The organism is Halorubrum sp. B53 (assembly GCF_059752395.1).
The window spans coordinates 202,794-222,021 of sequence record NZ_MWTH01000005.1 but is presented as its reverse complement, the minus strand read 5'-3'; the positions used below and the strand labels follow the sequence as shown (position 1 = coordinate 222,021).

Genomic DNA, 19,228 nt, shown 5'->3' with positions numbered 1-19,228 from the left:
ATTAATGTTGGCCGTCGTCCGCATTAGTTAAATAGCGTGTCACCGCCGAGATCTGCGGCGCGGACTCCCGTTATCGCCCACGCAGTCCCAGTAGCTCCCGCGTCTGATCCGGCGTCGCCACCGGCCGCCCGAGCTCCTCCGATATCCGCGCCGCCCGCGCCACGAGCTGTTCGTTCGTCGCCAGCTCCCCCTGCTCGTAGTACCGGTTGTCCTCCAGCCCGACCCGGACGTGGCCGCCGAGCAGCAGCGACTGGGTCGTCATGGGGAGCTGGTGGGGGCCGAACCCGATCACGTTGAACTCGACGCCCTCCGGGAGCGCCTCGACCCGGTTCAGCAGGTTCCGGGGGTGCGGCGGCGACGTCGTCCCGCCGCCGAACAGGAAGTTGAGATACGGCGGGTCCTCGAGGTCGTCGAGGATCGACAGCGACTCGTTGAGGTGCCCGTCGTTGAACACCTCCAGCTCGGGCTTGATCTCCCGCTCTTTCATCTCCGCGTGCAGCGACGCGACCAGCTCGCGGGTGTTCTCCGAGGTGAGCCGGTCGTAGCGGTTGAGCGGGCCCATGTCGAGCGACGCCATCTCCGGGGCGGGGTCGGTTCGCAGGGGTTCGTGTCGGAGCGCGTCCGGGGCGGCGGTCCCCCCGGTCGAGTGCTGGAGGACGGCGTCGTCGGTGGCCGCGCGGACCGCGTCGGCGACCTCCTGGAAGCGCTCGGCCGAGAAGGCGCGCTCCCCGTTCTCGCGGCGCGCGTGGAGGTGGAGCACGCTGGCGCCCGCCGCCTCGCAGGCGGCCGCGGCCGACGCGATCTCCTCGGGAGTCTCCGGGAGGTCCGGATGCGCCTCCTTCCCGTGGACGCCGCCGGTGAGCGCGGCGGTGATGACCGTCGGCTTCCCGTCGAGGTAGTCGTCGTAGGTCATCGGTCGGCGTCCGGGGCCTCGCTCCCGTCGTCCGTCGACGCGTCCGACCCCGGCTCCGCGTCCGGCTCGACGTAGAACTCGCAGTCCCGGGCGGGGTCGAGCTCGTATCGGGCGTTACAGACGTCGGCGCGCATGGGTTGGACGAACGACTCCGTCACGGTGCAGAACGCGCGCGCCGTCTCGAACGACCGCCCGTCGCCCTCCTCGCGGTACGCCAAGTGCGGACACGTCTCAGCCATGGCGGACGGAGGCGGGGGAGCGGCTTGAAACCACGCGTCGGGGACGACCCCCGCGTCCACCGACGCTGTTTAACCGACCGCCCCAGAATGGGAGGCCATGGAGCCGGTCGACGACTGGCGCGCGGCGATCGCGGAGGCCGGAGAGCTCACCGGCCCGATCGCCGCCGGGATCGTCGGCGAGCACGGCGACCGCGGGCAGCGCGCGATCGAGGCGGTCGGCGAGGGGCGCGTGAAGCGCTACCGAGATTTCACCGTCGTCGTCGGCCACGACGACGAGTACGTCGTCGAGGAGGGGGAGTGCACCTGCGCGGACGCGACGTACAACCTCGACGCCGAGGACCCGAGCGAGCGCTGCTGGCACGCGATCGCGGTCGACGTCGCCGACGCGCTCGGCGCCGTCGACCACCACGACATGTGGTACTCGGAGGTCCGCGAGTTCCTGTGAGCCGGGTTCGGTCGTGAGCCGAGGCGGGGCGCCGGAGCAGCCACCGTTCAGCCGGGTGAGCCGCCGATACGCCTGATTTTCCGCCCGCCCAGTCGAAAACGTTTACAACGGCCCGCGGTCTCCCCTACGGTATGGCGGACTGTCCACTCGCCGACGATTGCCCCAGTTTCGACGAGCGAATCGAGGGGATGGGGTGTCAACACTACGGCAACAAGGGCGGCGCGGAGTGGTGTAACCACTACGACATGCCCATCTACGAGCTGAAACAGCAGCCGGTCCAGCCCGGCGAGGAGGTCGTCGTCGAGGTCGACGACATCCACGAGAGCGGCGCCGGCGTGGGCCGCACCGACGACGGCTTCATCGTCCTCGTCGACGGGCTCCTCCCGCCGGCGCGCGCGGAGGTCCGGATCCACCGCGTGAAGTCGAGCCACGCGACCGCGCAGGACGTCGTCGAGCGCCTTCCCGAGGACCCGGAGGAGGAGGACGGCGACGAGGGCGACGACGCGGAGGCCGACGCGGACGCCGACGAGGACGGCGAGGGCGACCGCCGCCGCGATCGCCCGGACCGCGAACGGCTCGGCAGCCGCGAGAACTTCTGGGGCAAGTGAGCGCGTCCCGGGGGAGCCCCGCCCCACGGACAGTCCGGACGCCACCGATCGGCCGTCGTCGCATCCGCCCGGACGCGGTCGACGCCGCGCCCCGCGTCGAGCGGGACGCCGAAACCGCCGTTTTTTGAGCGAGCGTCCCCTCGCGGCGAGTATGGTCGCAGACGACGGGCCGTCCGACGCCGCCGACACGGCCGACGACGTCGAGGGCGTCGAGGCCGACGAACTGTTGGAACGGGCCGGGTTCGACGCCGACGAGAGCGTCCTCACCGACCGGCAGGCGGAGGTGCTCGCGCTCCGCGAGCGGGGGCTCCGCCAGTCGGACATCGCCGACCGGCTCGGCACGTCGCGCGCGAACGTCTCCAGCGTCGAGGCCAGCGCCCGCGACAACGTCGAGCGGGCCCGCGAGACGGTCGCGTTCGCGGAGGCGCTCGCCGCGCCCGTCCGCGTGGAGATCGATGCCGGCACCGACCTGTACGACGCCCCGAAACACGTGTACGACGCCTGCGACGAGGCGGGCGTGAAGGTGAACCAGACCGCGCCGGACCTGATGAAGACGATCGGCGACCGCGCCGGCGACGCGGTCCACGGCCGCGAGGTGCGCAGCCGCCTGTTCGTCACCGTCGACGCGAACGGCCAGATCCGCGTACGGCAGCCCTGATCCGCGTCGGCGCGTGCGACCCGCCCCGCGCCCGTCCGTTTCTCACTCGTCCAGTCGCTCGGCGACACCGACGAGCGTCGACCCCGCGGTGACGGTCGCCTCGCGGGCGATCGAGTAGACGATCCCGTCGCGGTCGGCCGTCGCGGTCTGCAGCGGCTCGAACGTCGTCGGGTCGTGGACGACGCCGAGCCGCTCCCCCTCGACAGCCTCGTCGCCGACGGCGAGATCGCGCTCCGGGGTGAACAGGCCCGACTCGGCGGCGTTCACCCGACCGAGGTGGTTCCGCGCGACCGTCCCGTCCCACGGCTCGGGCTCGCCGGGGAGCAGCCCCTCGTGGCGGAGGACGCCGAGTGTCCCTTTGAAACCGGCCTCGACCGCCTCGGTGACGACCTCGCGGCTGTGCGCGAGCTCCGGCGTGATCGTGGGGATCCCCTCGCGGGTGGCGGCGACGCGGAGCTTGCCGGCGAAGCCGCGCTCGCTCCACTCCGCGTCCGCCTCGTCGCCCGCCGCCTCCGCGAGCAGGAGGTCGGTCCCGAACGCCTCCGCGAGCGAGCGGCAGGCCTCGTCCCCGCGCATGTACACCGTGTGCGTGAGCATCGCCGGCGACCCGGTGTGGAGGTCGACCACCGCGTCGGCCGCGCCCGCGAACGCCCAGAGGCGGGCCGCCGCCCGCTCGTGGAGCGTCCCTTCGTCGTCTCCGGGCCAGCAGCGGTTCATGTTCGAGTGGGTCGCGTCGAGCGGCTCCGGCGTGGTGTACGAGACGCGGTCGAACGTGAGCGGGTCGGCGACCGGGACCGTCACGAGGGTGCCGTCGAGGTCGCTCGCGTCCGCTCGCGTCGGGTCCGCGTCCGTCAGCCGCTCGTGGAGCCGCCGGAGGACCGCGGTCCCGTTCACCTCCCGACCGTGCTGGGCGGCCTGCGCGTAGACCACCGGCCCGCCGTCGGCCGGCGCGTCGAGTTCGGGGCCGTCCGGGCCCTCGACGAGCCGTCCCTCGCCGTAGACGTGGACGGTCGTGCGGATCGGGACGCCCGACGGGAGCCGCGCGAGGACGAGGTCGCTGGCGTCGTGCATACCGATGGGTCGGTCCTGAGGCGCTTATAAATCGGGGGCGGAGCGGCCGGGCCGGCGGCGCGCGCGGCGGCCGCCGCTCGGCCCGATCGACCGCGGACGCTAAGTCGGTGGGTCGCCGAGACGGATCCGAGATGCGGGTCACCCTCCTCGGCACCGGCGACACGACCGGGACGCCGACCGCCGGCTGCGACTGCGACACCTGCGTCGCGGCGCGCGAGCGGGGGGTGTCGCGCTCGCGGTTCTCGGTCCACGTCGCCAACGAGCGCACCGGCGAGTCGCTGCTCGTCGACTTCAGTCCGGACTTCAGACAGCAGTTCCTCGACGCCGACGTTCCCCTCCCCGACGCCGGCATCGTGACGCACATCCACTTCGATCACCTCGACGGCCTCGGCAACGTCTACCGGCTGGTCGACGGGCTCCCGGTCCACGCGCCGAACGAGACCGACCCCGCCACCGACCAGAGCGTCGCCGAGACGATCCGCGACAAGTACGACTACCTGGAAGACCGGATCGGCGTCCACGCCCGCGAGCCGTTCGAGCCCTTCGAGACGTGCGGGCTCGAGGTCCGCTTCGTTCCCGTCGACCACCCGCCGCTCCTTTGTTACGGGGTCGTGATCGAGGACCCGGAGACGGGCGCGACGCTCTCGCTGACGGGCGACACGAGCTACGACGTGCCCGAGCGCTCCCGCGAGGCGCTCGCCGGCGCCGACCTCCTGCTGGCCGACGCCATCGTCCCCGCCTCCCTCTGCGATCACCACCCGATCGGCGGGGGCCACGAGGGGCCCGACGGCGTCCCCCGCACGTTCGGCACGAAGCACATGACCCGAGAGGGAGCGCTCGCGCTCGCCGACGAGCTGGACGCCGACCGGACGCGGCTCGTCCACGTCGCGCACTACTACCCGCCCGACGAGGCGTTCGCGGAGCCGCTCGCGGTCGACGGCGAAGTGTACGAGCTGTGAGCGAAGCGTGCGGGCTGTAGCCTTTTGTCTCGTTAGCACGTAGCGCGGTCGAGATGGGACCGGGGTCCGGAATCGGCGGAACGCTCCGCGACGCGCTCGACCGCCTAGAGCCGCCGCCGCGCGCGGTCGACTGGTCGCTGTTCGTGTTCGTGGCCGCGGAGGTCCTGACGGGGCTCGTCTCCTTCACGGTGGGCGTCCCGGAGGGGTGGCCCGTCTTCTGGCTCCACCGCGCGCTCGGGCTCGGGATCGTCGCGCTGCTCGCGTGGAAGCTCGCGCGCGTCCGGCGCCGCCTCACCGACCCGACGCTCTGGCAGCGGTCGACCGCGCTGTCGGTCCTGACGCTCGTCGCCGCCCTCGGCGCGCTCTCGACCGGGGTCGTCTGGGTGTTCGGACTCGACGTGCGGCTCTCCTACTGGACGCTGCTCTCCGTCCACGTCGGGTTCGGACTGGTCCTGCTCCCGCTCGTGGCGGCGCACGCCGCGACCCGGTTCAGGCTCCCGCGGCGGGTCGACTTCGAGCGCCGGCGCACCGCCGTTCGATACACCGTCCTGCTGGTCGCCGGCGCCGCGACCTACCGGCTCCAACAGGGCGTCAACGACCTGCTCGACACGGCGGGCGCGGACCGGCGGTTCACCGGGTCCCAGCCCCGCGAGGGCGACGGGAACGGCGCGTTCCCGGTCACATCGTGGGTCGCCGACAACCCCGACCCGATCGACCGGGAGGGGTACCGACTGCGGGTCGAGGGGCTCGTGAGCGCTCCGGTCGAGCTGACCACCGACGAGCTCGGTGCCGGCCACGAGACGGAAGCCCTGCTCGACTGCACGAGCGGGTGGTACACGGTGCAAGAGTGGGGCGGGATCCGCGTCGGCGACCTGCTCGACGCGGCCGGGGGGCCGGAGACGGCCTCCGGCGACGAGGAGGCGACCGACCGCGAGCCGGCCTACGTCCGGTTCACGTCGGTCACGGGGTACCGCTGGAGTCTCCCGCTTGACGAGGCCGAAGACGCGCTGCTCGCGACGCGGGTCGGCGGTGTGCGCCTCTCGCACGGCCACGGCGCGCCGGCCAGGCTCGTCGCCCCCGACCGGCGGGGGTTCCAGTGGGTGAAGTGGGTGACGCGCGTGGAGGTGCGGGCGGAGTACGACCTCGGTCAGTGGTTCGTGACGCTGGTGAGCGGGTTCGACTGAGCCCAGGGTCAGGACTCCGGGTCTCGCGTGTCGATTCCGCTTTTCAGTTCTCGACGCGTCTCGCGTGCGTGTTCGGGTGCGTCGCTCCCTTCCCAGAGACCGGCCCCAGACTGCGGACCGCCGCGGTGTTCGCGGAGCAACCGCGTCAGCAGGTCGTCGAAGGACTCGTCGTCGCCCTTCAGCGACGCGAGCGCGGCGTGTGTGTCCTCCTCGACGCGGATACGCTTCACCATGCGAACTCGTTACGACTCCATTCCAATACCGTTTCGCCGGTCGATCACTCGTACTCGCTGCCAACGACCTCGCGAATGCGCTCGGCGGTCACCGGCCCCACGCCCTCGACCTCCAGCAGGTCGTCCTCGGGCGCGGTCATCACGGCCTCGACGGTGCCGAAGTGCTCCAGCAGGGTCCGGGCCGTGACCGGGCCGATGTCGGCGATGGAGGAGACGACGTACTCCTGCTGTTCCGCGCGGGTCTTCGTCGTCTTCTCGCCGTGGACGCTCACCTCGCGGTCGCGGGTCTCCTGCTCCCGCTTGGCGATGGTCGCGAGCAGCTCCGTGGTGTCCGACTCGCCCTCGGTGCGGAGCACGCTCACGTCGAAGTCGACCGCCAGCGACGCGAGCGCGCCCCGGATCGCGTTCGGGTCGATATCGCGCTGCCCGTAGAGGTTCGTCCCCTCCACGACCATCACCGGGCGGGCGTACGCCCGCGAGAGCTCGCCGACCTGTTCGAACATCGACCGGTCGGCGTCGAGCATCGAGTCGACGAAGTCGGCCGCCGACTTGCGCTCGACGGCGACGCGGTCGGAGAGCACGTAGTCGCCGACCGCGAGCGTCTCCAGCCGGGTGACGAGCCCGTCGCGCGTCGAGAGGTCCTTCGCGATGGAGGAGTCGAGCTCGCGCTGGTCGACGACGACCTCGACGCCGTCGTCGACGCCGGCGGTGGCGACGACGCCGTCTGCGTCGCCCTCGGCTCCCGCGTCGCCCTCGTCGTCCGCCTCGTCTCCACCCCGCGTCTCGGCCGCGAAGTCGGTCAGTCCGGCGTCGTCGTCGCTACCGTCACCGCCGTCGACGTCGTCGCCGGCGTTCCCGTCGGGCTCCGGCTCGGCGTCGCGCTCGGCGGATCCCCCGGCGAACGCGTCGAGGCCGGCCTGCCCGTCGTCGCCGACGGTCTCCTCGATGTCGTCGGTGGCCTCCTTCAGCTCGGCGAGCTGACTGGCCATCTTCTTCTCGCGACGGCGGGAGATCCAGAAGAACGCCTCGTCGCGGGTGTCCTCGGCCATCAGGACGACGACTTTCCCCTCGGCCTGCCGGCCGGTCCGGCCCTTGCGCTGGATCGAGCGGATCGCGGTGGGGACGGGCTCGTAGAAGCAGACCAGGTCGACCTCGGGGACGTCCAGCCCCTCCTCGGCGACCGACGTGGAGACCAGCACCTCGAACTCGCCGGCCTTGAACTCGTCGAGGGTCTCCTGCTGCTGTGTCTGGCTCATCCCGTCGGAGCCCTCCTTGTCGCCCTGCCCGACGAACTTCCGGACGTCGAAGCTCGCGGAGAGGAACTTCACGAGCGCCTCGGCGGTGTCACGGGACTCGGTGAACAGGATCGCGCGCTCGCCCTCGTTGATGCCGAGGGTCTCGGCCAAGAGAATGCGGGCCTTCGAGAACTTCGGGTGGAGCCCGTCGAACGCCTCGGCCTTCCGCATCGCCTCGCGCACCTTGGGGTCGGCGACCATCCGCTGGCTCGCCTTCGAGGCGCCGGAGGAGCGGGCGGCCTCGCGCTGGCGCTCGAAGTACCGCCGGACGGACTCGACCGACTGCGTCTCGACCAGCTCGGTGGCGCGCCGGAGCTTCATCACCTCGGCGTGGGTGGACATTCCCTTGTACCCGTCCGACTGGTCGTTGTCCATCATCTGTTTCAGCTGCCCGCGCATCTTGTTGAGGTCCTTCTGCGAGAGGTCCGGGTTCGTCGTGTTCGTCACCCCCAACTGCTTCAGCTTCTCTAACCGGTCGGTGATCACCTCGTTGAGGGCGTCCCGGATCTCGAGGACCTCGTCGGGGAGGGTGACCTGCTCCCACTGCACGTCGGTGTCGTGGGTGTACTCGTCGACGTCGGCGTCCTCCTCCGTCATCACCTCGACGTTCGCGAGCCCGAGGTTCTCGCAGACGGTCTGGATCTCCTCGGTGTCGCCGCCCGGCGAGGCCGACATCCCGGTGACGAGCGGGTCGGCCGCGTCGGCGTGGTAGCGCTCCGCGATGTAGACGTACGCGTAGTCGCCGGTCGCGCGGTGGCACTCGTCGAAGGTGAGATGGGTCACGTCGCGCAGCGAGATCCGGTTGCCGACGAGGTCGTTCTCGACGACCTGCGGGGTCGCGATCACGATCCGGGCGTCGTCCCAGAGGGCGGCGCGGTCGTCCGGCTTCACGTCGCCGGTGAAGACGACGATCTCGTCGTCCGGAATCCGCAGCGCCTCGCGGTAGAAGTCGGCGTGCTGCTGGACGAGGGGTTTGGTGGGGGCTAAAAAGAGGGCCTTCCCGCCGGCCTCGTGGAGGCGCTCGGCGGTGACGAGCAGGCTGACGGTCGTCTTGCCGAGGCCGGTCGGGAGGCAGACGAGGGTGTGGTCGTCGGCCGCCGACGCCGCGAGCTGGAGCTGGTAGCGGCGCCGCTGGAGGAAGTCGTCGACGAGCAGGGGTCTGTCGATGCCGGCGGCCTCGGTCGCCATCGGCGGTGTTTCGCCGCCGTCGGCCTAAAGCCTTCGCGAAGCGGGGTGAAAGTTATCGCTCGACGGAGCGCTCCTCTCGAAGCTCCTCCGGGACGTCCTCGTCGACCAGCTCCGCCCACTCGGCGAGCCGGTCTCCGGATGGTGTTTGCGCGCTCATCAGAAGACGGATCTCAGTGGGGCGTCTTAACAGTTACCCCAATTCTACATGATTTAACATCGATCCGACAGCGGGTGGGGCCCGCTCCGCGCGTGGCGTCGACACCCCCTCGACCGCGACTCGCACGGCTTTTACCGTTCACGCGCGTCCGACCGGCATGAGCAAACTCGACGAGTTCCTCGCCGGCGAGCGGCTCGACGACGTCGTCTTCTACCTGAGCGACGCGTACCTCGACGACGACTCCCGGCTCCGCAACGTCGGCGCCGAGACGGACGACGGCGTGCGGCTGATCCTCGACGGCGAGACCGGTCGGTCCGCGTTCGAGGCCGGCACCGGGATGGGCGCGATGGAGTTCGCGAAGACGGCGATGGGCGCCGAGGGGACGATCGCCCGAGCGCTCGACGGCGGAGCGTGCCCGTTCGCCGAGGAGGCGCCCGACGACGACCACGACGTCCGGTTCGTCTTCGCGTTCGCGGAGGCGCAAAACGAGGAGGTCGGCGGGCTCTACGCCGAGGGCGACGTGGTCCACGCCTACGCCCACTGCACGTGCGGCGAGAGCTACTCACACAAGTGGGTCGTCGGCGACCGCGACGGCGAGTGAAATTCGGCAACCGCGACGGCGAGTGAAATTCGGCGGACGCACCCAGTCCGGCCCTACTCCTGCTCGGGCGCGTCCTCTTCCGGCACCGAGCCGTCGACGAGCGACTGATCGGCGTACCGCTCGCGGAGGTCCTTCTTCGAGAACTTCCCGGTGGCGGTCTTCGGCACCTCGTCGATGAACTCCACCGCGTCCGGCACCCACCACTTCGGGTACTCCTCGCGGAGTCCGTCCTCGATCTCGTCGACCAAGGCCTCGCGATCGACGCCGTCAGCCGCGACAACGAACGCGACCGGGCGCTCCTGCCAGCGCTCGTGCGGGACGCCGATGACGGTCGCCTCGCTCACGCCGTCGTACGCCATGATCGCGTTCTCCAACTCGACGCTGGAGATCCACTCGCCGCCCGACTTGATCACGTCTTTCGTCCGGTCGACGAGCTGGATGTAGCCGTCCTCGTCGACGGTGACCACGTCGCCGGTCTTCAGCCAGCCGTCGACGAACTCCGCCTCGTTCGCCTCCGGCCGCTTGAAGTACTCCTTGGTGACCCACGGGCCGCGGATCCGGAGCTCCCCGAACGCCTCGCCGTCCCACGGGATCTCCTCGCCGTTCTCGTCTATCACCTCGAACTCCAGCCCGGGGACGACGAGCCCCTGTTTCGACCGCTTGTCGACCTGCGTCTCGTAGTCGGCGTCGCGGAGGTCGTCGGTGAGATGCGAAACGGTGCCGATCGGCGACAGCTCGGTCATCCCCCACGCGTGGAGCACCTCGACGCCCCGGTCGTCGTACCACTCGATCAGCGACTGCGGGGCGGCCGCGCCGCCGACGATCACGGTGTCGAGCGTCGAGAGGTCGACCTCGTTCCCCTCCGCGATGTACTCGCGGAGGCCGAGCCACACCGTCGGCACGCCCGCCGAGATCGTCACGCCCTCCTCCTCGATCAGCGCCGCGAGGTCGGCCGGGTCCGGCGACGGCCCGGGGTAGACGTGCTTCGCGCCCGCCGCGGTCGCGGTGAACGGCATCCCCCACGCGTTGACGTGGAACATGGGGACGACGGGCATGACAACGTCTGAGTCCTCCATCGGGATCCCCTGCGGCGTCTGGGAGGCCATCGTGTGGCTCCACAGCATCGACTGAGTGTACTCGACGCCCTTCGGTTTCCCCGTCGTGCCGGAGGTGTAACAGAGGCCGGCGGGCTGGTCGCTGTCGAGTTCGGGCCAGTCGTAGTCGGTCGGCTGGTCGGCGATGAACTCCTCGTAGGGGGTCCCGTCGAGCGCGTCGGTCCCCTCGGAACCCATCACGACGAAGTCGACGTCGGCGAACTCCTCGGCGCCCTCGGCCGCGCCGGCGAGCTTCCCCGCGAGCGAGGGGTCGACGAACACGATCTCGTCTTCGGCGTCGTCGACGATGTACCGGATGTGCTCGTCGGGCAGCAGGGGGTTTATCGTGTGGAGCTGCGCGCCGGCGTTCGGGACGCCGAAGTACGTCTCGAAGTGGCGCGTGTTGTTCCAGCAGAACGTCGCTACCCTGTCGCCGCGCTCGATCCCGTACTCGTCGAGCGCGTTCGCCAGCTGGGCGGTTCGGTCGGCGTACTCGGCGTACGTGTGTCGCGTGCGACCCTCGTGGGTCCGGGAAACGATCTCTGTGTCGGGGTACAGTCGTTCCGCGCGCCACAGGAACGGTCGAAGCGTCTGGGAGTGTCCACCGGGCATACCTTACACACCACGGAATCGAGAACTATGAACATTTGCATGATTGATCGTGTGGTTGGCCGGTGGGGTGACAGACGCGCCTCGGGACTGGGTCGCTCTTTTATAAACAGTTGCTGACGGATCGACGGCGAACACCGCCAAAAACCCGGTCGTTCGCCTATAAACAGTTGCTGATAGATCGACGGAGAACACCGCCAAAGCCCCAGCCGCGAGGACTCGCGCACCTCGCTGCGGTCCTCAGTCGCTCACTTCGTTCGCTCCCTGCGGTCCTTACGTCGGTGTGCTTCGTCCTCGCGGCTGCCCCTTTGAGTCCCGCCCCGCACAGCGACCGCGCCTCACGCCTCCCCAGCCTCGCGGTTCGCGCTCTTCGAGCGCTCACCGCGTCCCTCGCGCGTGCACCTCGCGCCCTGCGGGCGCTCGGCGGCACTCGCCGACCGCACGATGGTATTTAAAAGAGCCCGCTACCCCTGAAACAGGCTCGCGTGCACCGGCGCGTGGTCCGACTCGGGGCGCGCAGACTCCTCGCCCTCGCCGCCGTCGTCGGAGACCGCTCGGCCCTCGACCCCGTCCGCGAGGAAGTCGCGGAGCGGCGGGCCGACGTGTTCGGGCTCGACGAGGAACGCGTCGTGGCCGTGGTCGGAGTCGATCACGTGGTGGGCGACGGGGACGTCGCGGTCGCGGAAGGCGGTCGCGAGCGACGCCGACTGCTCGACGGTGAAGTGCCAGTCGGCGGTGAAGCTCATCAGGAGCGCCTCGCCCTCGAAGGCGGCGAGGGCGTCGGCGTCGGTGCCGTGGCCGGCGGCGAGGTCGTACTCGTCCATGGCGCGCGTGAGGTAGAGGTAGCTGTTGGCGTCGAAGCGCTCGCTGAACCCCTCGGCCTGGTAGTCGAGGTACGACTCCACCTCCCGGTACGGGAAGAACGCCGCCGTCGGCTCCGGCGGCAGCCCGAGGTCGCCCTCCTCGCGGGTCAGCGAGTCGCGGCCCGCGGAGCGCCGGCCGAACTTGCGCTCCATGGAGGCCTTCGAGAGGTACATGATGTGGCCGATCTGCCGGGCCAGCGCGAGCCCCTCGTCGGGCGAGGGGCGGTCCTCGCCGTAGTAGTCGCCCCCGTTCCAGTGCTGGTCCGCGCGGATCGCGCGGCGGGCGACCGCGTCGAGCGCGAGACACTGGGCGTCGAGCCGCCCGGCGGTCGCGATGGGGACGATCCGGTCGACGTCGTCCGGGTAGCGCTTGGCCCACTCCAAGACGTTCATACCGCCGACGCTGCCGCCGACGACGGCGCGCAGCCGCCCCACGCCGAGGTGGTCGAGCAGGCGCCGCTGGGCGCGCGCCCAGTCTTCGACCTGCACGGGCGGGAAGGCGGTCCCCCACCGGTCGTGATCGGGCTCGTCGGGGAGGTCGAGGTCGGCGGGGCGCTCGCTCGTCGGACCGGTCGTGCCGTAACAGGAGCCGGGGACGTTCGCGCAGACGACGAAGTACTCGGTCGTGTCGATCGCCTTCCCCGGACCGACGATGTCGTCCCACCACGCGCGGGCCTGCCCGGCCTGCCCGGCGTCCCGGTCCGGCGACGGCGAGCGCGCGACGTTCTGGCTCCCGGTGAGCGCGTGACACACTAACACGACGTTGTCCCCGTCGAACTCCCCGTGCGTCTCGTAGGCCACCTCGAGGTCGGGGACCGACTGGCCGCACTCGAAGACGAACTCGCCGAGCGAGGCGGTCCCCTCCTCCGAGGGCGTCGCACTCATCTCACTCCCCTCCGGCCGCGCGGTCGCCGGCCGCCAGCCCGCGGTCGAGGTCGGCGATCACGTCCTCGGGGTCCTCGATGCCGACGGAGAGCCGGAGCATGTCGGGGAAGACGCCCGCGAGCCGCTGTTGGGTCTCGTCCATCTGCGCGTGCGTTGTGGAGGCGGGGTGGATGACGAGCGTCTTCGCGTCGCCGACGTTCGCGAGGAAACTCGTCAGCTCGACCGACTCGCACAGCGTCTTGGCGGCCTCGTAGCCGCCGTCGACGCCGAACGTCACCATGCCGCCGAAGCCGTCGAGGTACTCGGCGGCGTTGTCGTGGCTCGGGTGGTCCTCGAAGCCGGGGTACTTCACCCAGCCGACCCGGTCGTCGTCGCGGAGGAACTCGGCGACGGTCCGCGCGTTCTCGCAGTGGCGCTCCATCCGGAGCGGGAGCGTGTTGAGCCCCTGGATCGTCTGCCACGCGTCGAAGGGGGACTGCTGGCCGCCGGTGGGGCGCACACCGCGCTGGCGGGCGACGTTCGCGAAGGCGGCGTCGCCGAACTCCTCGACGAAGTCGATCGGGAACGCCGGCGACTGCCCGTCGAGCTCGTCGTAGTCGGCGTCCGGGTGGTCCCACGGGAACTGCCCGCCGTCGACGATGACCCCGCCGACCGTCGTCCCGTTGCCCGTGATCCACTTGGTCGTCGACTCCCAGGTGATGTCGGCGCCGTGCTCGAACGGCCGACAGAGATAGGGGGTCGCGAACGTGTTGTCGACGACGAGCGGCACCGCGTGCTCGTGGGCGATCTCGGCGATCCGCTCGAAGTCGGGGGTGACGAGCGAGGGGTTCGCGATCGTCTCGACGTGGACGAACGCGGTGTCCTCGTCGATCACGTCCGCGTACGCCTCGTAATCGAGCGTGTCGACGAGCCGGGCCTCGATCCCGCGGCGGTTCGCGGTGCTGGTGAGGTACGCGGCCGTGCCGCCGTACATCTCGGAGCTGGCGACGACGTTGTCGCCCGCGCTCGCGAGCACGGTCGTTATCGCGTCGAAGGCGGCCATTCCCGCGCCGGTCGCGACCGCGTCCGTGCCGCCGGCGAGGTCGGCGATCCGGTCCTCGAGGGCCCCCACGGTCGGGTTGGAGAGCCGGGAGTAGATGTGGCCCTCCGCCCGGAGCGCGTACAGCTCCGCCGCCGTGTCCGCGTCGTCGAAGACGAACGAGGTCGTCTGGTGGATCGGGGTCGCGCGCGACCCGGTCGCCGGGTCGGCCTCGGCGCCGGCGTGGAGACTCCGGGTGTTGAACCCACGTGTCATGTGTGTAGTGCATATATCTCTATACTTTTATAACCGTCAGTTACGGCAAGTGATGCCTCGGTCTGCGGCGAAACGGGCGGTGCCGACCCGTTCGAGGACGACCGCCCGCCGCCGAAGCGTGAGTTTATCCCCGATCGCGAGCCAACGAGCGGTAATGGCAGTCGCCGACTCACCCGTGCCGGACCTCGCCGGACGCGCGAGCGCCTGCGCCGACCGCCTCCGCGCCGCCGATCGGGTGCTGCTCGCGTCCCACATCGACGCCGACGGGCTGACGAGCGGCGCGATCGCCTCGACGGCGCTCGCGCGCGCCGGGATCGACCACGAGGTCGTCTTCGAGAAGCAGCTGGACGCCGAGTCGATCGCGGGGATCGCCGCCCGCGAGTTCGACGTGGTGCTGTTCACCGACTTCGGCTCCGGCCAGCTCGACGTTATCGCCGACCACGAGGACCGCGGCGCGTTCGTTCCCGTCATCGCCGACCACCACCAGCCGGCCGACCGCGACACGGAGTTCCACCTCAACCCCCTCCTCGAGGGGATCGACGGCGCGAGCGAGCTGTCGGGCGCGGGCGCAAGCTACGTGCTCGCCCGGGCGCTGGAGGGGCCGGACGGCGACAACCGCGACCTCGCCGCGCTCGCGGTGGTCGGCGCGGTCGGCGACATGCAGGACTCCGACGGCGGACTCGTCGGCGCCAACGAGGCGATCGTCGCCGACGGCGTCGACGCCGGCGTCATCGAGACGCGCACCGACCTGGACCTGTACGGCAGACAGACCCGCCCGCTGCCGAAGCTGCTGGAGTACGCCTCAGACGTGAAGATCCCGGGCGTCTCGAACGACGAGGCGGGGGCGATCTCCTTCCTGACCGACCTCGACGTCGACGTGAAACGCGACGGGGAGTGGCGCCGCTGGGTCGATCTCGACGGCGAGGAGCGGCAGACCCTCGCGTCCGCGCTGATGCGCCGCGCCGTCGCCTCCGGCGTCCCCGCGGACCGGATCGAGGCGCTCGTCGGCACCTCCTACACGCTCGTCGACGAGGAGCCCGGCACGGAGCTACGGGACGTCAGCGAGTTCTCCACCCTGCTCAACGCCACCGCCCGGTACGAGCGCGCCGACGTCGGCCTCGCGGTGTGTCTCGGCGACCGCGGCGACGCGCTCGCCGAGGCGCGCCGGCTCCTCCGGACGCACCGCCGGAACCTCTCGGAGGGGCTCCAGTGGGTGAAGACGGAGGGCGTCACCGACGAGGAACACCTCCAGTGGTTCGACGCCGGCTCGCGGATCCGCGAGACGATCGTCGGGATCGTCGCCGGGATGGCGATCGGCTCGCCGGCGGTCGACCGCTCGAAGCCCGTGATCGCGTTCGCGGAGGAGAGCGCCGAGGAGCTGAAGGTGTCCTCGCGGGGCTCGCACGCGCTCGTGCGCCGGGGGCTCGACCTCTCCGCGGTGATGCGAGAGGCGAGTCAGTCGGTCGGCGGCGACGGCGGGGGCCACGACGTCGCCGCGGGCGCGACGATCCCGATCGACGAGCGCGACGCGTTCGTCGCCGAGGCGGACCGGCTGGTCGGCGAGCAGCTCTCGTGAGGCGGCCGGGGAGGTGGCGAGACGGGGTCGGAGCCCCGGTCACTTCAGCGTCGCGTAGGTCAGCAGCGACACCGCGAGCAGTTCGAGCACGCGCATTCCGAGCACGACCCGGCCGACGAGCGGGTCCATCGCGTACAGCGTCCGCATGCTGCTGAAAAAGAAGGCGATGGAGACCAGATTCTCGACCAACAGGACGGCGCTGAACCCCAACAGCCCCAGGAGGAGCGTCGAGCCGAACTCGCGGTAGTTGCGGAGCCAGACCGCGGCCAGCACCGCCAGCAGCGCGCTGTTGATTCCCGTGATCACGATGCCGAAGACGGTCGGCGTCGCGGGGTTCATTCGGCGTCCACCTCCGACGTGATCTCCTCGAACGCGTCGCCGTGGCGCTCGAAGCGGTCGGTCAGGAAATAGAGCTTCCCGTAGTCGTGGTCGCTGGGCTCGACGACGTCGTGGTCTTCTAGCATCTCTAGGTGGTGGGTGATCGTGTTGTAGTCGACGTCCAGTGCCTCCGCGAGCTCGTTCGCGTTCCGGGGGCGAGCGCGGAGTTCCCGGACGATCCGGACCCTGTTGGCGCCACCGCGGCTCGCGACGAACAGGTACCACAGGGCCTTCTCCATTTGGCGTACTGTTGTGTCGGGTAGGGTGTGAAAGTCGTTGCGACGCGGGCGGGTGCCCGGTGAGGCGATCGACGGACGGCGACGGGCGGTCACCCGACCGTCCGACGGACCCAGCCGGACGCGCCGGACGGCGACGGGTCGGACGGCGCCTCGATCTGGCGGGTCCCCTCGCCGTCGACCGCGCGGACGACGACCTCGCTCGGCCCGTCGGGGTCGAAGACGTGGCGCCACTGCCGCCAGACGTCCGCGTCGGGGAGCGGGTCGGAGAGGGTCGCGTCGGTCCACGAGTCGCCGCCGTCGGTCGAGACCTCGACCCGCTCGATCCCGCGGGTCCCGGCGTAGGCGTGGCCGGCCAGTTCGATCCGGCCGTCGTCGAGCTCGGTGACGCCCTCGTCCCAGAGCTTGGCGACCGTCTTCACCTCGCCGGTCCCCTCCCAGCCGCGCTCCTCCCAGTACCCGTCATCCTCGACGTTCAGCAGCTCGATCTCCGAGAGCCACTTCACGTTCGTCTCCCCCCAGTGACCCGGGATCAGCACCCGGACCGGGTGGCCGTGACCCGTCGGGAGCTCCTTCCCGTTCATCCCCCACGCGAGGAACCCCTCCGCGAGCACGTCGACCGGGAACTGGACGTAGTACCCGTCCTCGCCGCGCAGCATCGCGCAGTTGCAGTCGCCCCCGGGGTCGACGGACTCGAGCAGCGGGCGGATCGGCGTCCCCGTCCAGACGGCGTTGTCCAGCTTGCGGCCGTTCAGCTCCTCGCCGACGCAGCGCAGTGTCACCGCGCGGTGCTCGACTGACCGGTCGATCAGTTCGTCGAAGGCGACCGTCCGCTCGGACCCGGTCTCGCCGGTGAACGTCAGCGACCACTCGTCCGCGGTGACCTCCGGGTCGAACTCCGCGATGTCGACGTTGTAGAACTCGCCGATCGGGCTCACCATGCCGACGAGGCCCTCGCTCGCGACCGGCAACGAGGCCGAGTCGATCGCCTCCAGCCGCTCGGTCGCGCCCTCTGACCGCGGAGCGTCGGCGAGCGTGTCGTCGGCCGGCGCCGGCAGCCGCCGGCCCACGACCGCCGCGACGACGAACCCGAGCGTTCCGACGAGGACGCCGAGCGTTCGGCGACGCACCGCGTCGACGGTCGGCGTCGAGTTCCCTGCGACCGAGGACCCGTCCCCGGACGCCGATCCGGGAACAGACGGGTCGGGCGACGGGGGAACGCCGCCGACCGCGACGACGGCCGCCGCGGGGAGGGCCACTCCCAACGCCCGCGTCGGGTCTCCGGTCAGCCCGGCGGCGAGCAGCCACGAGACGACGCCGGTCGCCGCGGCCCCGGCCGCTGCGGCCCCGGCCGACGACCGATCGAGGCGCGCGGCGAGCCGGAGCCCGCCGAACGCGACCGCGCCGAACAGGCCGACCACGGCCGCGAACGCCATGGCGATGTGGATCAGGTGGCCCGCGTCGCCGAGGGTCTCGATCGCGAACGTCACGACCGGCCCGGGCGTCGAGTTGACGATGGCCTGGTCGACGGGCCGGACGACGAACGCGGGCGACCACCCCGTGAGGAGGTACGAGCCGGCGACCGCCACCGTCCCGGCCGCCGCCGCGAGCAGCGAGTCTCGTCGTTCGGTAACGTCTATCATACTCTACGTCGGGGTTACAGTCACTTGAACCACGTCCTCGGCGGCCGGGTACTCGTGGCCGTCGTCGACGTCGCTCAACCGGCGAACGACGCCGTCTTCGTCGGCGCCCTGGTCGGGCGCGTCCTGTGCGGGCGCTTGGTCGGGACCGGTTCCGGGGGGTTCCGCGTTCGGCTCCGTCCCCGCGTCGAACAGCGCCACGACGTCGGTGACGTCGCCGTCGACCGGCTCGCCGTCCTCGGGCCAGAGCGCGACCCCCTCCTCGTCGGTCGAGACGAAGGCGTCGTTCGAGGGGACGACCATCGAGGCGAAGGAGAGCCGCTGGCCGGGCGCGACGTCGGCCTCGAACTCGAAGGCGCCGCCGGGCGCGATCGGCGGGGCTCCCGGGACCGCTCCCGTCGGGTCGTTCGGGTCGGCGACCGTGTCGGCGGGGGCGTACGCGCCCGAGTCGTGGACCGCCGTCGACGCGGCGAGCTCGGCGACGATCCCGTTTTCCCCCTCGAATCCCGTCGGGCGGCCGGCCTCGGCGAGCGCTTCGAGACCGACCGACGCCGAATCGCCGCGGTCGTATATCGGGTTCCCGCCCTCGTGTATCGCGTACGCGCCCGGCGAGACCCAGACGACGCCGTCGGTCGACGTGTCCGCGGGGTAGAACTCCGTGGAGGCGACGTTCTCGATCCGCACCCGGACGGTGACGGGCTCCCCCATCCCGTCCTCGTCGTCCGTGTCGTCCTCGCTGTCCGTGTCGTCCTCGCCGTCCATCCCGTCATCGCCCTCCATGCCGTCCCCCTCGCCGTCCTCGCTACCCATGCCGTCGTCTCCGTCCATCCCGTCGCTCTCGTCCATCTCGCCGCCGCTGCCGCCCTCGCCGAGACAACCGGCGAGCGCCAGCGTCGCGAGTCCGCCGCTCGTCGTCAGGAAGCGCCGCCGCGTGTCTTGTTCCGTCATGGTCTCGGCGAGGGCGATGAGGGGAATATAGATTTTTCAACAACCGGACAACGTTGGTGCGGAGTCGGGGCGAGGTCCGTTCAAATTTCGTTCGGGATCCGGACGCCGTCGGTGGGATCCGCGAAGGAAGAGCGTCGAGGAGAGTGCGTAAGCT

19 protein-coding genes are annotated in these 19,228 nt (G+C 70.9%); 7 read left to right on the top strand and 12 right to left on the bottom strand.

Going from position 1 to position 19,228, the window contains the following annotated elements:
* Positions 1-70: 70 nt before the first annotated feature.
* Both B4V06_RS04535 and B4V06_RS04530 read right to left on the bottom strand, forming a co-directional pair.
* Positions 71-913: a beta-keto acid cleavage family enzyme gene (locus tag B4V06_RS04535; RefSeq protein ID WP_498167759.1), complete on the bottom strand. Its 843-nt coding sequence runs from the start codon at positions 911-913 to the stop codon at positions 71-73.
* Positions 910-1,152, bottom strand: a complete 243-nt coding sequence (locus B4V06_RS04530; protein ID WP_498167756.1) for a hypothetical protein — start codon at positions 1,150-1,152, stop codon at positions 910-912. The genes B4V06_RS04535 and B4V06_RS04530 overlap by 4 nt, the downstream gene beginning before the upstream one ends.
* A gap of 97 nt (positions 1,153-1,249) precedes the next feature.
* Between B4V06_RS04530 and B4V06_RS04525 the strand changes: the two genes are divergently transcribed.
* From B4V06_RS04525 to B4V06_RS04515, 3 genes are all read left to right on the top strand, one after another.
* The gene (locus B4V06_RS04525) at positions 1,250-1,597 is read left to right on the top strand and encodes a hypothetical protein (RefSeq protein ID WP_123113402.1); all 348 of its coding nucleotides are present in this window, start codon (positions 1,250-1,252) and stop codon (positions 1,595-1,597) included.
* A gap of 131 nt (positions 1,598-1,728) precedes the next feature.
* Positions 1,729-2,205 carry a TRAM domain-containing protein gene (locus B4V06_RS04520; protein WP_498167754.1) on the top strand — a complete coding sequence of 159 codons (477 nt, stop codon included), beginning with the start codon at positions 1,729-1,731 and terminating at the stop codon, positions 2,203-2,205.
* Positions 2,206-2,356: 151 nt separating this feature from the next.
* Positions 2,357-2,863, top strand: a complete 507-nt coding sequence (locus tag B4V06_RS04515) for a Tfx family DNA-binding protein (protein WP_123113404.1) — start codon at positions 2,357-2,359, stop codon at positions 2,861-2,863.
* A gap of 42 nt (positions 2,864-2,905) precedes the next feature.
* On the opposite strand, the gene B4V06_RS04510 is transcribed toward B4V06_RS04515, so the two are convergent.
* The gene (locus B4V06_RS04510) at positions 2,906-3,934 is read right to left on the bottom strand and encodes a succinylglutamate desuccinylase/aspartoacylase family protein (RefSeq protein ID WP_498167750.1); all 1,029 of its coding nucleotides are present in this window, start codon (positions 3,932-3,934) and stop codon (positions 2,906-2,908) included.
* A 131-nt stretch (positions 3,935-4,065) separates the two neighbouring features.
* On the opposite strand from B4V06_RS04510, the gene B4V06_RS04505 reads away from it, so the two are divergent.
* Together B4V06_RS04505 and B4V06_RS04500 are read left to right on the top strand one after the other, a co-directional pair.
* Positions 4,066-4,893 carry an MBL fold metallo-hydrolase gene (locus tag B4V06_RS04505; protein WP_498167748.1) on the top strand — a complete coding sequence of 276 codons (828 nt, stop codon included), beginning with the start codon at positions 4,066-4,068 and terminating at the stop codon, positions 4,891-4,893.
* Between the two features lie 53 nt (positions 4,894-4,946).
* On the top strand, positions 4,947-6,077 hold the full coding sequence (locus B4V06_RS04500) for a molybdopterin-dependent oxidoreductase (RefSeq protein WP_123113407.1): 1,131 nt from the start codon (positions 4,947-4,949) through the stop codon (positions 6,075-6,077).
* Positions 6,078-6,085: 8 nt separating this feature from the next.
* Here B4V06_RS04500 and B4V06_RS04495 read toward each other — a convergent pair whose 3' ends face one another.
* Positions 6,086-6,310 carry an antitoxin VapB family protein gene (locus B4V06_RS04495; RefSeq protein WP_123113408.1) on the bottom strand — a complete coding sequence of 75 codons (225 nt, stop codon included), beginning with the start codon at positions 6,308-6,310 and terminating at the stop codon, positions 6,086-6,088.
* A 44-nt stretch (positions 6,311-6,354) separates the two neighbouring features.
* Entirely contained in the window at positions 6,355-8,793 is a 2,439-nt protein-coding gene (locus tag B4V06_RS04490) for a DEAD/DEAH box helicase (protein WP_498167743.1), read from the bottom strand.
* 314 nt (positions 8,794-9,107) lie between these two features.
* Here B4V06_RS04490 and B4V06_RS04485 point away from each other — a divergent pair, with 314 nt between their 5' ends.
* The gene (locus B4V06_RS04485; protein ID WP_123113410.1) at positions 9,108-9,551 is read left to right on the top strand and encodes a DUF5807 family protein; all 444 of its coding nucleotides are present in this window, start codon (positions 9,108-9,110) and stop codon (positions 9,549-9,551) included.
* A gap of 53 nt (positions 9,552-9,604) precedes the next feature.
* Here the strand turns inward: B4V06_RS04485 and B4V06_RS04480 are convergent, their stop codons facing one another.
* From B4V06_RS04480 to B4V06_RS04470, 3 genes are all read right to left on the bottom strand, one after another.
* Entirely contained in the window at positions 9,605-11,257 is a 1,653-nt protein-coding gene (locus B4V06_RS04480) for a long-chain fatty acid--CoA ligase (protein ID WP_498167739.1), read from the bottom strand.
* A 461-nt stretch (positions 11,258-11,718) separates the two neighbouring features.
* Positions 11,719-13,002 (bottom strand): homoserine O-acetyltransferase MetX, encoded by a 1,284-nt coding sequence (gene metX, locus B4V06_RS04475; RefSeq protein WP_498167736.1) that lies wholly within the window; start codon positions 13,000-13,002, stop codon positions 11,719-11,721.
* A 1-nt stretch (position 13,003) separates the two neighbouring features.
* Positions 13,004-14,296 (bottom strand): O-acetylhomoserine aminocarboxypropyltransferase/cysteine synthase family protein, encoded by a 1,293-nt coding sequence (locus tag B4V06_RS04470; protein WP_498167734.1) that lies wholly within the window; start codon positions 14,294-14,296, stop codon positions 13,004-13,006.
* Between the two features lie 154 nt (positions 14,297-14,450).
* Here B4V06_RS04470 and recJ point away from each other — a divergent pair, with 154 nt between their 5' ends.
* Positions 14,451-15,872, top strand: coding sequence for a RecJ family nuclease (gene recJ / locus B4V06_RS04465; protein ID WP_498167732.1), 1,422 nt, complete (start codon positions 14,451-14,453; stop codon positions 15,870-15,872).
* Positions 15,873-15,911: 39 nt separating this feature from the next.
* Here the strand turns inward: recJ and B4V06_RS04460 are convergent, their stop codons facing one another.
* From B4V06_RS04460 to B4V06_RS04445, 4 genes are all read right to left on the bottom strand, one after another.
* Entirely contained in the window at positions 15,912-16,211 is a 300-nt protein-coding gene (locus B4V06_RS04460; protein ID WP_123113416.1) for a DUF8036 family membrane protein, read from the bottom strand.
* On the bottom strand, positions 16,208-16,489 hold the full coding sequence (locus tag B4V06_RS04455) for a winged helix-turn-helix domain-containing protein (RefSeq protein ID WP_123113417.1): 282 nt from the start codon (positions 16,487-16,489) through the stop codon (positions 16,208-16,210). Before B4V06_RS04455 ends, B4V06_RS04460 begins: the two co-directional genes overlap by 4 nt.
* An 89-nt stretch (positions 16,490-16,578) precedes the next feature.
* Complete coding sequence (locus tag B4V06_RS04450) at positions 16,579-18,129, bottom strand: molybdopterin-dependent oxidoreductase (RefSeq protein WP_498167728.1); 1,551 nt, start codon at positions 18,127-18,129, stop codon at positions 16,579-16,581.
* Positions 18,130-18,132: 3 nt separating this feature from the next.
* On the bottom strand, positions 18,133-19,074 hold the full coding sequence (locus B4V06_RS04445) for a spondin domain-containing protein (RefSeq protein ID WP_498167726.1): 942 nt from the start codon (positions 19,072-19,074) through the stop codon (positions 18,133-18,135).
* Positions 19,075-19,228: the final 154 nt, after the last annotated feature.